This window comes from Streptomyces sp. NPDC059909 (assembly GCF_042730885.1).
Classification (GTDB): domain Bacteria; phylum Actinomycetota; class Actinomycetes; order Streptomycetales; family Streptomycetaceae; genus Streptomyces.
This window is the reverse complement of sequence record NZ_JBHWKX010000054.1, coordinates 17,906-30,746: the sequence shown is the minus strand read 5'-3', so window position 1 is coordinate 30,746 and position 12,841 is coordinate 17,906. Positions and strand designations below refer to the sequence as shown.

General features: G+C 71.1%; 8 protein-coding genes and 1 pseudogene. 4 read left to right on the top strand and 5 right to left on the bottom strand.

The genetic code is table 11. The features are described from left to right. Positions 1–648 precede the first annotated feature (648 nt). Complete coding sequence (locus ACFV9O_RS29000; RefSeq protein ID WP_385422894.1) at positions 649–1,089, bottom strand: Rv3235 family protein; 441 nt, start codon at positions 1,087–1,089, stop codon at positions 649–651. A gap of 265 nt (positions 1,090–1,354) precedes the next feature. Here ACFV9O_RS29000 and ACFV9O_RS28995 point away from each other — a divergent pair, with 265 nt between their 5' ends. Next, complete coding sequence (locus ACFV9O_RS28995; protein WP_385422892.1) at positions 1,355–1,861, top strand: DUF6912 family protein; 507 nt, start codon at positions 1,355–1,357, stop codon at positions 1,859–1,861. Between the two features lie 144 nt (positions 1,862–2,005). Further along, complete coding sequence (locus ACFV9O_RS28990; RefSeq protein ID WP_385422890.1) at positions 2,006–2,668, top strand: HAD family hydrolase; 663 nt, start codon at positions 2,006–2,008, stop codon at positions 2,666–2,668. 134 nt (positions 2,669–2,802) lie between these two features. Here the strand turns inward: ACFV9O_RS28990 and ACFV9O_RS28985 are convergent, their stop codons facing one another. Beyond that, entirely contained in the window at positions 2,803–3,369 is a 567-nt protein-coding gene (locus tag ACFV9O_RS28985) for a DJ-1/PfpI family protein (protein ID WP_385422888.1), read from the bottom strand. Positions 3,370–3,912: 543 nt separating this feature from the next. On the opposite strand from ACFV9O_RS28985, the gene ACFV9O_RS28980 reads away from it, so the two are divergent. Further along, positions 3,913–8,865, top strand: a complete 4,953-nt coding sequence (locus ACFV9O_RS28980) for an NAD-glutamate dehydrogenase (RefSeq protein WP_385422886.1) — start codon at positions 3,913–3,915, stop codon at positions 8,863–8,865. Positions 8,866–8,935: 70 nt separating this feature from the next. Here ACFV9O_RS28980 and ACFV9O_RS28975 read toward each other — a convergent pair. The 3 genes and pseudogenes from ACFV9O_RS28975 to ACFV9O_RS28965 all read right to left on the bottom strand — a co-directional run. Continuing rightward, positions 8,936–10,210, bottom strand: a pseudogene (locus ACFV9O_RS28975) (glycosyltransferase 87 family protein); the annotation flags it as partial. A gap of 47 nt (positions 10,211–10,257) precedes the next feature. Next, entirely contained in the window at positions 10,258–11,064 is an 807-nt protein-coding gene (locus ACFV9O_RS28970) for an ABC transporter ATP-binding protein (RefSeq protein WP_385422927.1), read from the bottom strand. 40 nt (positions 11,065–11,104) lie between these two features. Beyond that, a complete protein-coding gene (locus ACFV9O_RS28965; protein WP_385422925.1) occupies positions 11,105–12,001 on the bottom strand; it encodes an ABC transporter permease in 897 nt (298 codons plus the stop codon). Between the two features lie 169 nt (positions 12,002–12,170). Between ACFV9O_RS28965 and ACFV9O_RS28960 the strand changes: the two genes are divergently transcribed. Next, positions 12,171–12,779 (top strand): TetR/AcrR family transcriptional regulator, encoded by a 609-nt coding sequence (locus ACFV9O_RS28960; RefSeq protein WP_385422884.1) that lies wholly within the window; start codon positions 12,171–12,173, stop codon positions 12,777–12,779. The last annotated feature ends 62 nt before the right edge of the window (positions 12,780–12,841 follow it).

The following is a 12,841-nucleotide window of genomic DNA, read 5'->3' as shown; positions in this document are numbered from 1 at the left end:
AAAAAGCGGCCGCGCGCACCCCCAAGAACTCCCCCCTCCCCCCCTTCTCCCGCGGGGCGCGGACCCCGTCCCCCCCCCCGTCCCCCCCCCCCCCCTTCCCCCCCCCCCCCCACGGCCGTTGCGTGCGGCTCGCGGCGCGTGGTGGTGGCCCGAAGGGCCGACCCTGGGCCCGCAGGGCGTTCCTGCTCCGGCGAGGGCCTTTCGGGCCCCATGGCCGTCGGCTGCGCACCCGGAGGACCGGGGCAGGGGCGGCAGACCCGGTGGGTCAGGCGCCGGGAGTGCTTGGCGCCGCCGGCCTGTGGCGCGGGTGCTTGCAGGGCGCGGTGGTGCGGGCGCCCGGGTGGTGGTCCCTTGGCCGGGACCGTTGCTTCCCTGGGGCCTGCGGGCCGGCGTCTGCGGTTGTGCCGCAGTGGGTGCCGGGTGTGGGGCCGTTGAGCCCGGCCTGTGACGGGGAAACGCTTGCTCGGTGCGGTGCGGTGCGGTGCGGGTGCGGGTGCGGGTGCCTGTCGACGTCGTGGTGCCGGCTGGTGGCCGTCGGACCGGGGGCCGCGGCCCAGGCGTGGACCACAGGTGCCAAAGGCTCGGGCGGCGGCGCCGGCCGCCAGGGCGCGGGTAGCCCGCTGTGTCGAGCACCCACCGCGGGGCGCATCACGTGCCGACGGTGATGCGTTCGCCGCCCAGTTCCACCGCGGCGCAGCGCCAGCGGAGGTCGGGGCCCTGTTCGAGGCGGAAGGCCATGGCGCTGACGCGGTCGCCGGCGCCGATGCGGGCGAAGGCCTCGATGACGCCTGGGCGGGGGACGTACTCGTCGCAGTGGCGGACGACCGGCCGCAGGCCGTTCGTGGCCAGCGGGGCGCCGGGGGCGAGGCGGATGAGGTGTTCGTACGCGTCCCCGATCGTGTGGCCGAGCATCCAGTGGACCGGGCGGGTGCCGCTGAGGACCGCGAGCAGGCGTTCGGCGAACCAGTAGCGGGGGAGGCGGGACCTGCCCCCGGTGGGCCGCGCGGTGCGCTGTGGTGGGCGACCGGGGCCGCGGCTGTCGTGGCGGCCGCCGGGCCTCGTGCGTGTCCCGGCCGAGGTGTGGTCCATGGCTTGGCGCCCCCTTCGATACCCAGAAGTAACTTTCGGTGGGGATCTTGTACGGGCGCGGCGGGCGCGGTCGCAAGCGCCGCCGGGCCGTGCGGGAGCGGTCGCCGAAGATCACCTATCCGGGTGGCCGGAGGGTGCGCTGCGCCCGGGAGGAGGCGGGTCGGAGGCGCGCCGGTGCGACGCCTGAAAGGGCGGCCGGAAGCAGCCCGATGGGGTACTCCGCACGTATCCTTAAGTGCTCACCCGACGACGAAAGCGGCCTGTCATGCGCGTCTACGTACCCCTGACCCTCCCCGGTCTCGCAGAGGCGCACAAGGCCGGTGAGCTGGGCCCCGGTCCCCTGACCGCGTACGCCGTGACTCCCGCGCTGCGTGAGTGGTACGTCTCCGACGACATCGAGGAGCTCGAGTACGCCGCGCTGAACAGGGCCGCGGCGGCGTCGCTCCGGCTGCTCGCCGGGGACCCGGACGCGGCCAGGCGGCGGGTCGTCGTCGCCATCGATGTACCGGACGGAGCCGCCGTCGCCGATCCCGGGCAGGGGCTCGGCTCCGCGTCGCTCGGCGAGGTGCGGATCGCTGCGGCGGTGCCGTTGGCCAAGGCGGCGGCGGTGCACGTGGACTCCGACGAGGCGGACGCCGATGTGTCCGCGGCGGTGGCCGCGCTGGGGGCGGCGGACCACGGGGACGACGACGCGCAGTTCATCGTGGACGGCGCGGAGGACCATGAGCTGCTGTGGTACGGGGTGCAGGAGATCCCCGGGCTGATCGGCTGACCTCCCGCCGTACTTCCGCCCGCCTCCCTGCCCGCCTTCCGTCGCGTCCCTTCGGCGTCCCGTCGGCCCGTCGCCCGTCTCTCGCCGGGCGCCCGTTCTGGCACGCATGCCTGTTGTCATACCCGGGCGGTACGGTTTCTTGCCATGGGGAAGCACAGCGCGCACCTGGTCTGGGACTGGAACGGCACACTGCTCGACGACATCCACGCGGTCATCGACGCGACGAACGCGTCCTTCGCGGAGATAGGGCTGGAGCCGATCACGCTCGAGCGGTACCGGGATCTGTACTGCGTGCCCGTGCCGCGCTTCTACGAGCGCCTCATGGGCCGGCTGCCCACGGACGACGAGTGGGCGGTCATGGACGCGGTGTTCCACAAGCACTACTGGGTACGGGCCGACGGGTGCGGGCTCACGGCGGGGGCCGCGGAGCTGCTCGCGGAGCGGCAGGCGTCGGGGCGTACGCAGTCGCTGCTGTCGCTGGCCCCGCACGAGCAGCTGATACCGATCGTCCGGCGGCACGGCATCGAGGCGCGCTTCGTCCGGGTCGACGGGCGGATCGGGGGATCGCACGCCGGCAAGACCGAGCACATGGTGCGTCATCTGTCAGCGCTGGAGGGTGTCGAGGCCGAGCGGGTCGTCGTGATCGGGGACGCGGTGGACGACGCGGTGGCCGCGGCGCACGTAGGCGCGAGGGCGGTGCTCTACACCGGCGGGTCGCACAGCAGGACCAGCCTGGAGGCGGCGGGAGTCCCGGTGGTGGACAGCCTCGAGGAGGCCGTGACGGTCGCGGAGGACCTGGCGGCGTAGTTGCGGGCGCGCTCGCGGTCGGGTGGGCCGGTGGTCGGGTGGGCCGGTGGTCGGGTGGTGCCCACCCGTTCCTCCCCCGGGTACGTCGTCCTGGGGGACTCCGGCGGAATGGTTGGGCGCCACCCGACCCCGTATCAGCTCAGCGGCGCCTTGGCGCGCAGCACCTTGAGGAATTCGCGCATCCATGCCGGGTGGTCGGGCCAGGCGCGGGACGAGACCAGGGTGCCGTCCACGACGGCCTCCGTGTCGCGGAAGGAGGCGCCGGCGGCCTGCATGTCGAGTTCCAGGGCGGGGTAGGCCGTGACCTGTCGTCCCGTGAGGCTGCCGGTGGCGGCCGTCAGGAGGGGGCCGTGGCAGATCTGTGCCACCGGCTTGTCCGCGTCGAAGAAGGACTTGAGGATCTTGCGGAGCTCGGGGTCGTTCCGGAGGTACTCCGGCGCCCGGCCGCCCGGGATGACGATCGCGGCGTAGTCGCCGGGGTCGACCTCCGAGAACGCCAGGTCGGCGGGCCAGGTGTAGCCCGGCTTCTCCGTGTACGTGTCGAAGCCCGGCTCGAAGTCATGCACGACGAACTGGAGCTTCTTGCGCGCGGGGGCGGCGATGTGGACCTCGTACCCCTCCTCGCGGAGCCTCTGGTACGGGTACAGGACCTCGAGGGACTCGGCCGCGTCACCCGTGACGATCAGGATCTGCACAGTCATGGCTACTGCTCCCCGGTATCGATGTGGCGGTATTGATTTGTCGGAGTTTTTACCTTCGGCGCCTTCGGTGTTTTTGGCGTCTTCGTCGACTTTGTCGGTTTCATCGCCTTTGTTGACGATCGCTGGTGATGTGCCGGGCTTCAGGTCACGCAGCCAACCTGCCTCTCCCGGGACCGTTTGCCAAGAGGCCATGTGTCGCTGTCCAGAGTGTCAAACTTCCGGCCCTGCTTTTGTACACATACGGCTCATGACGGGGCAGGGGTGCGGAGCGATAGCCTTGACCCGTGATCAGCGCGATATGCCGTGGGGGCAGTGACGCCCCCGGCCTGCGCCCGGAACGCCACAGCGGCCGGGTGCGAGCTGATCTTCCCCGCGGCCGCTGTCGCGGTCGTCGCCCGGGTCCGCGGGCGGATGTGGCCGATAACGGCCCGGACACCTCTCATCCCGGCATAGCGTCGATCCCGACCGGAAACCCCGCGTCGTGGCGTTGTGCCATCTTTCTCACCTACGTCACGCAACGGCGCGCGACAGGAGCCAGAGGACATGCAGACCAAGCTGGACGAAGCCAAGGCCGAGCTGCTCGAAAGGGCTGCGCGGGTAGCTGAGCACAGCCCAAGCGGGGGGCAACTTCCGACTGGGTCCGACAGCGGGGAGCGTCCGGACAAGGACACCCTCCTCGCGTACCTCCAGCGCTACTACCTGCACACCGCCCCCGAGGACCTCACCGACCGCGACCCCGTCGACGTCTTCGGCGCAGCCGTCTCGCACTACCGGCTGGCGGAGAACCGTCCGCAGGGCACGGCCAACGTCCGCGTGCACACCCCGACCGTCGAGGAGAACGGCTGGACGTGCAGCCACTCCGTCGTCGAGGTCGTCACCGACGACATGCCGTTCCTGGTCGACTCGGTCACCAACGAGCTCTCCCGCCAGGGCCGCGGCATCCACGTCGTGATCCACCCCCAGGTCGTCGTCCGCCGTGATGTCACCGGCAAGCTCATCGAGGTGCTCGGCAGCGAGCCCAACGGCTCGGGCCAGGCCGCGAAGCTGCCCCACGACGCCCTCACCGAGTCCTGGATCCACGTCGAGATCGACCGCGAGACCGACCGCGCCGATCTGAAGCAGATCACCACCGACCTGCTCCGTGTCCTGTCCGACGTCCGCGAGGCCGTCGAGGACTGGGAGAAGATGCGCGACGCCGCGCTGCGCATCGCCGACGCGCTGCCCAACGAGCCGATCGCCGACGACCTCCGCGAAGAGGAGGTGGCGGAGGCCCGCGAGCTGCTGCGCTGGCTCGCCGACGACCACTTCACCTTCCTCGGCTTCCGCGAGTACAACCTCGTCGACGGCGACGCGCTCGCCGCCGTTCCCGGCACCGGCCTCGGCATCCTCCGCTCCGACCCGCACCACACCGGCGACGACGCCCACGGCCACCCGGTGAGCCCCTCCTTCAACCGGCTGCCCGTCGACGCCCGGGCCAAGGCCCGCGAGCACAAGCTGCTGATCCTCACCAAGGCCAACAGCCGCGCCACCGTGCACCGCCCGTCGTACCTCGACTACGTCGGCGTGAAGAAGTTCGACGCCGAGGGCAATGTCGTCGGCGAGCGGCGCTTCCTCGGCCTGTTCTCCTCGGCCGCGTACACCGAGTCCGTGCGCCGCGTGCCCGTCATCCGCCGCAAGGTCGAGGAAGTCCTCGAGGGCGCCGGCTTCTCGCCGCACAGCCACGACGGCCGCGACCTGCTGCAGATCCTGGAGACGTACCCGCGCGACGAGCTGTTCCAGACCCCGCCCGACGAGCTGCGCGAGATCGTCACCAGCGTCCTCTACCTGCAGGAGCGCCGCAGGCTGCGGCTGTACCTGCGCCAGGAGGAGTACGGCCGCTACTACTCGGCCCTCGTCTACCTGCCGCGTGACCGCTTCAACACCACCGTCCGCGAGCGCCTGACCAGCATCCTCAAGGAGGAGCTCGGCGGCACCAGCGTCGACTTCACCCTCATGAGCACCGAGTCGGTGCTCACCCGGCTCCACTTCGTCGTGCGCGTCGCGCCCGGCACCGAGCTGACCCACCTCACGGACAGCGACAAGGAGCGCATCGAGGCCCGGCTCGTCGAGGCCGCCCGCTCCTGGGCCGACGGCTTCTCCGAGGCGCTCAACGCCGAGCTGGGCGAGGAGCGCGCCGCCGAGGTGCTGCGGAAGTACGCCAACGCCTTCCCCGAGGGCTACAAGGCCGACCACTCGCCGCGCGCCGCCGTCGCCGACCTGGTCCACCTGGAGCAGCTCGCCCGCTCCGACAAGGACTTCTCGCTCTCCCTCTACGAGCCGGTCGGCGCCGCCCCCGGCGAGCGCCGCTTCAAGATCTACCGGTCGGGCGACCAGGTCTCCCTCTCCGCCGTGCTCCCGGTCCTCAACCGCCTGGGCGTCGAGGTCATCGACGAGCGGCCGTACGAGCTGCGCTGCGCGGACCGTACGCACGCGTGGGTCTACGACTTCGGTCTGCGGATGCCGATCGCGGGCGCCAACGGCGACTACCTCGCCGACGACGCGCGCGAGCGCTTCCAGGACGCCTTCTCCGCCGTGTGGACGGGCGCCGCGGAGAACGACACGTTCAACTCGCTCGTGCTGCGCGCCGGTCTCACCTGGCGCGAGGCCATGGTGCTGCGCGCGTACGCCAAGTACCTGCGGCAGGCCGGCTCGACCTTCAGCCAGGACTACATGGAGGACACGCTCCTCAACAACGTCCACACCACCCGGCTGCTGATCAACCTCTTCGAGGCCCGGATGGCGCCGGACCGCCAGCGCGCCGGCACCGAGCTGACCGACGCCCTGCTGGAGGAGCTGGACGCCGCCCTGGATCAGGTCGCGTCCCTCGACGAGGACCGGATCCTCCGCTCCTTCCTCACCGTCATCAAGGCGACCCTGCGCACCAACTTCTTCCAGGAGGCGAAGGGCTTCGAGTGGCACGGCTACGTGTCGATGAAGTTCGACCCGCAGGCCATCCCGGACCTGCCGGCGCCCCGCCCGGCGTACGAGATCTGGGTGTACTCGCCGCGGGTCGAGGGTGTGCACCTGCGCTTCGGCAAGGTCGCGCGCGGTGGTCTGCGCTGGTCCGACCGGCGTGAGGACTTCCGTACGGAGATCCTCGGCCTGGTCAAGGCGCAGATGGTGAAGAACACCGTGATCGTGCCGGTCGGCGCCAAGGGCGGCTTCGTCGCCAAGCAGCTCCCGGACCCGTCCGTGGACCGTGACGCCTGGCTCGCCGAGGGCATCGCCTGCTACAAGACCTTCATCTCGGCGCTGCTCGACATCACCGACAACCTGGTGGCCGGCGAGGTCGTGCCGCCGGAGGACGTGGTCCGCCACGACGAGGACGACACGTACCTCGTCGTCGCCGCCGACAAGGGCACCGCGACGTTCTCCGACATCGCCAACGAGGTCGCCCTCTCGTACAACTTCTGGCTCGGCGACGCCTTCGCCTCCGGGGGCTCGGCCGGCTACGACCACAAGGGCATGGGCATCACGGCCCGCGGCGCCTGGGAGTCCGTCAAGCGGCACTTCCGCGGGCTCGGCCACGACACCCAGACCCAGGACTTCACCGTCGTCGGCGTCGGCGACATGTCCGGCGACGTGTTCGGCAACGGCATGCTGCTCTCCGAGCACATCCGGCTGGTCGCGGCCTTCGACCACCGCCACATCTTCATCGACCCCGAGCCGGACAGCGCGGTCTCGTACGCCGAGCGCCGCCGCCTCTTCGAGCTGCCCCGCTCGTCCTGGGCCGACTACAACAGGGAGCTGCTGTCGCCGGGCGGTGGCATCCACCCCCGTACGGCCAAGTCGATCCCGGTCAACGCGCACGTCCGTGAGGCCCTCGGCATCGAGCCCGGCGTCACCAAGCTGACCCCGGCCGAGCTGATGAAGGCGATCCTCGCGGCTCCGGTGGACCTGCTGTGGAACGGCGGCATCGGTACGTACGTCAAGGCGTCCACCGAGTCCAACGCCGATGTCGGCGACAAGGCCAACGACGCGATCCGCGTCGACGGCGCGGACCTGAGGGTCAAGGTCGTCGGCGAGGGCGGCAACCTGGGCCTGACGCAGCTGGGCCGGATCGAGTTCGCCCGCAACGGCGGCAAGATCAACACCGACGCCATCGACAACAGCGCGGGCGTGGACACCTCCGACCACGAGGTGAACATCAAGATCCTGCTCAACGGGCTCGTCGCGGAAGGCGACATGACCGTCAAGCAGCGCAACAAGCTGCTCGCCGAGATGACCGACGAAGTCGGCAGGCTCGTGCTGCGCAACAACTACGCGCAGAACGTGGCCCTGGCCAACGCCGTCGCCCAGTCGCCGAGCCTGCTCCACGCCCACCAGCGCTTCATGCGCCGGCTCGGCCGGGACGGCGCGCTGGACCGGTCGCTGGAGTTCCTGCCCAACGACCGTCAGATCCGCGAACTGCTGAACAGCGGCAAGGGCCTCACCCAGCCCGAGCTCGCCGTCCTGCTCGCCTACACCAAGATCACGGTGGCGGACGAGCTGATCGGGACGCCGCTGCCCGACGACCCGTATCTGTGCGGGCTGCTGCACGCGTACTTCCCGAAGCCGCTGCGGGAGAAGTTCGCCGAGGCGGTCGACAGCCACCCGCTTCGCCGCGAGATCGTCACGACCGTCCTGGTCAACGACACCGTCAACACCGGTGGTTCGACCTTCCTGCACCGGCTCCGCGAGGAGACCGGCGCCTCGATCGAGGAGATCGTCAGGGCGCAGACCGCCGCCCGCGCGATCTTCGGTCTCGGCGAGGTGTGGGACGCCGTCGAGGCGCTCGACAACAAGGTCGCCGCCGACGTCCAGATCCGTATGCGGCTGCACTCGCGCCGCCTGGTCGAGCGCGGCACCCGCTGGCTGCTGGGGAACCGGCCGCAGCCGCTGGAGCTGACGGGGACGATCGAGTTCTTCGCGACGCGGGTCGAGCAGGTGTGGGCCGAGCTGCCGAAGATGCTCCGCGGTGTCGATCTGGAGTGGTACCAGGGGCTGTTGGAGGAGTTCACGGCCGCAGGTGTCCCGGAGGACCTGGCCATGCGGGTCGCCGGATTCTCGTCCGCCTTCCCGACGCTCGACATCGTCGCGATCGCGGACCGCACGGGCAAGGACCCGCTGTCCGTCGCCGAGGTCTACTACGACCTGGCCGACCGGCTGCGGATCACCGAGCTAATGGACCGGATCATCGAGCTGCCGCGGGCCGACCGCTGGCAGTCCATGGCCCGCGCCTCCATCCGCGAGGAGCTGTACGCCGTGCATGCCGCACTCACCGCGGACGTGCTCTCCGTGGGCAACGGTTCGTCGTCGCCCGAGGAGCGCTTCAAGGCGTGGGAGGAGAAGATCGCGTCGATCCTGGGCCGGGCGCGGACGACGCTGGAGGAGATCCATGGCTCGGACACGTTCGACCTGGCGAACCTGTCGGTCGCGATGCGGACGATGCGCCAGCTGGTGCGTACGCACAGCTGAGCAGCTGAGTGAGCAGTGAGGGGGCGCCCGCCGTCGTGGTGGGCGCCCCCTCATCGTGTGGGAACCCCTGTGTCGTGGCCGCCCACAGCCGGCGGGCCGAGAGCAGGGCCGCGGCCAGCAGCAGACCGTTCCGTACGAGCATGAGCAGAGCGCCCAGCGAGGTGGAGGCCATGACGTGCTCGTACAGCAGCGGATAGGCGAGCGAGCTGAGCGCCGTCGCGGGCAGGAGCAGGAGCGCGACCGGGCGCTGGGTGGTGCGGCGTGAGGTGAGGCAGACCGCGGCCAGGCCGAGCAGCCAGATCAGATACTGCGGGCTGATGACGCGGCTGGTGACCGTGAAGAGGAGTACGGCGCAGAGCGCGGCGTCGAAGGGCGTCGCCGCGGTCCAGCGCCGCGCCCGTACCCGCCAGAGCAGCAGCCAGCAGAAGGCGGCGCCGGTCAGCAGCAGGGAGAACCGGGCCACGCCCGCCGCGTACGGGCCGACGAACTCGAAGGAGCCGTAACGGTAGGCGACCCGGCCCGGCCGGCCCAGGAGCCCGGCCAGGTGCAGTGCGGTGCCGCCCAGGGACTCGATCTGTACGCCGCGGCCGCCCTGCTGCCGCAGGAAGTCCAGGGCGTGGGAGAAGCCGACGGCCAGGACGGTGACGAGCGCGGTGGCCGATGCCGCCGCCGCGGTCCATGCGGCGCGGGTCGTACGGCCCCGCGGCGTCCCCAGCAGGGTCAGCGCCGGCCACACCTTCACCAGCGCGCCGAGCCCGGCGAGCGTCCCGGCGAGGCCGGGGCGGCGGCGCCGGAGCGCGAGGAGGGCGAGGACGGCGAGGGCGGTGACCTGGACGTCGAAACGGGCGAGCGGGACGTGGAGCAGGAGCGGAAGGCCACCGGTCCAGAGCCAGGCCCCGGCGCTGCGCGGCCCGGTGCCGCCGGCCCGCGCGAGCGCGAGGGCGACGGCCGCGTCGGCGAGCAGGGTCAGGACGACGAACGCCCGGAAGTAGCCGAGCCAGGGGAGGAGCGCGGGGGCGAGGAACACCGCCCCGGCGCCCGGCGGGTACTGCCATGTCGCATCGTCCAGGGGGAAGGACCCCCTGAGCAGCTCCTCGTACCAGTGCACGTAGAGGACGTGCACCTCGCGGGCGACACCCCCCATGCCGAGATCGTCGCGCACGAGGAGCATGAGCATCCCGAGCCGGGTGGCGGCCCAGACGGCGGCGAGGGCGAGGGGGAGAGCGACGGTGGGGGCGAGCCGGGGCAGGGGCCGGAGTCCGGGCCGGAGTCCGAGCGGGGTGGGAGCGGCGACGCGCGTGGGGGCCTGCGGGGGATCCTGCTGAGGGGCCTGCTGGGTCGTCATCGACCCGCACCCTAGTCCGTAATGTGCCGCTTCCTTGTTATTTACTGCTATTTCTTCTTGGTGAAGGCCTCGTACGCAGCGACGACCTCCTTCGCCGGGCCGTCCATCCGCAGCGTCCCGGACTCCAGCCAGAGCGCGCGGTCGCACGTCGACGTGACGGCCGAATTGCTGTGGCTGACCAGGAAGACCGTGCCTGCCTCCTCGCGCAGCTCCGCGATCCGTTCCTGGCTGCGCCGCTGGAACTTCGCGTCGCCGGTCGCCAGCGCCTCGTCGATGAGCAGCACGTCATGGCTCTTGGCGGCGGCGATGGAGAACCGGAGCCTGGCGCCCATGCCGGAGGAGTAGGTCCGCATCGGCAGGGAGATGAAGTCGTCCTTCTCGTTGATGCCGGAGAAGTCGACGATCTCCTGGTAGCGGTCGTGGATCTCCTCGCGCGTCATGCCCATCGCGAGCCCGCCGAGGATGACATTGCGCTCGCCGGTCAGATCGCCCATCAGGGCGGCGTTCACGCCGAGCAGGGACGGCTGGCCCTGGGTGTAGATGCTGCCCCTGGCGGTCGGCAGCAGGCCCGCGATCGCCTTCAGCAGCGTGGACTTGCCCGAGCCGTTCGAGCCGATCAGGCCGATCGCCTCCCCCTTGTACGCGGCGAAGCTGACGCCCTTGACGGCGTGGACCTCACGGCCGCCGCCCCGCTGGTCCGGCCTGCGGGAGAGGATCCGGCTCAGGGCGGCGGTGGCGGCGCCGCGGCCGGTCTTCGCGCCGTTGACCTTGTAGGTGATGTGGACGCCGTCGACGACGACGGTGGGGGTCTTCCCGTCCGCGACCGTGGGGTCGACGGGGCCGATGCGGTCCAGGGGGCCGACACGGTCGACGGGGTCGATGAGCTCGATGTGATCAGCCACGGCCGTACTGCTCCTCCGCCTTCCAGAAGTACAGGAATCCGCCCGCCCCGAAGAGCACTGCCCAGCCGAGGGCGACCGCCCAGACATGCGGCGGCAGCTGGGCCGAGGTGAAGCTGTCGATGAGCGCGAAGCGCATCAGGTCGATGTAGACGGCGGCCGGGTTGCACTGCAGGGCCACGGCGACCACGTGCGGCAGGTCCTTGCCCTTGAGGACCGTCGAGATGCTGAACATCACCCCGGACGCGTACATCCAGGTGCGCAGCAGGAAGGGCATCAGCTGGGCGATGTCGGGGGTGCGGGCGGCGATGCGCGCCATGACCATCGACAGGCCGGTGTTGAAGACGGCCTGCAGCAGCAGCGCCGGCACCGCCAGCAGCCAGGACGCCTTCGGGAACTGCCCGAAGCCCATCAGGATCACGGCCAGCGCGCCCAGGGAGAACAGCAGTTGCTGAAGCTGCTGGAGCGCGAGCGCGATGGGCAGCGCGGCGCGCGGGAAGTGCAGGGCCCGTACGAGCCCGATGTTCCCGGAGACGGCCCTGGTCCCGGACATCACCGAGTTGGCCGTGAAGGTCCAGATGAAGACGCCGGTGACCAGGAACGGCACGAAGTCGGGGACGTGATGGCTGGTCTTGAGCAGGACCCCGAAGATGAAGTAGTAGACCGCGGCGTTGAGCAGCGGGGTCATCAGCTGCCAGACCTGGCCCAGCTTCGCCTGGCTGTACTGCGCGGTGAGCCGGGCGGTCGCGAACGCGGTGATGAAGTGTCTGCGCGACCAGAGCTGTCCGATGTACGCGCCGAGCGAGGGCCGGGCCCCGCTGACCGTCAGTCCATGCCGGGCCGCGAGCTCGCCGAGGCTCTCCACGGGTGGTGCGGACCGGCTCGCCGCCATCGTCTGGCTGCTGCTCACGCTCGTCGCTTTCGCCGGAGACAGGGGGGAGGTGGGGAGGCACACAGACGCACCCCTGACGATGGGACGGACCCGTTTCGTCGCTACGGTGAGGTTAGGACGGAACGACGTCGCAACGCAACCGTCTCGTCGTCACGGGTATGCTCTGGACATGACCACGGACCCGGGAACCCCACGACGCGCCCCCGCGGGAGCCGCAGTGCTCCGGGAGGACGTGACCGAAGCGATCCGCGCCGCCGTCTTCGAGGAGCTGGCCGCGGTCGGTTTCGCCCGGATGTCGATCGAGGGCATCGCGCGCCGGGCGGGCGTCGGCAAGACCGCGGTCTACCGGCGCTGGAAGTCCAAGCTGTCGCTCGTCCTCGACCTGGTCTCGGCCTTCGCCGCGCGCGGACTGCCGGCGCCGGCGACCGGTTCGCTGTACGGGGACGTCCGCGCGCTCCTCGAAGTCGCCTCGCACGCCCTGCGCCACCCGGTCGCGTCCCAGGTCATCCCCGATCTGCTGGTCGAGGCCGCCCGCCACCCCGAGATCTCCGACGCGATCAAGGCCGCACTGCTCGACAGCCAGCAGGGTGTCGCCGCGCTCGTGGTGCGCGACGCGGTCGCGCGCGGCGAGCTGCCGGAGTCGTCGGACCCGGACCGCGCGCTGGACCTGATCATCGGACCGCTGTACTGGCGGCTGGTGGTGGTGCGCAGCGACCTGCCCAAGGGGTATCTCGACGACCTCGCGGCCTCGGCCGTGGCGGCCCTGACGCGCGCCTGAGGCGGTGCGTACGGGGGCCTGGGACCGCACTGCGGGGCGCCGACGCCGGTGGCCTGACGCCG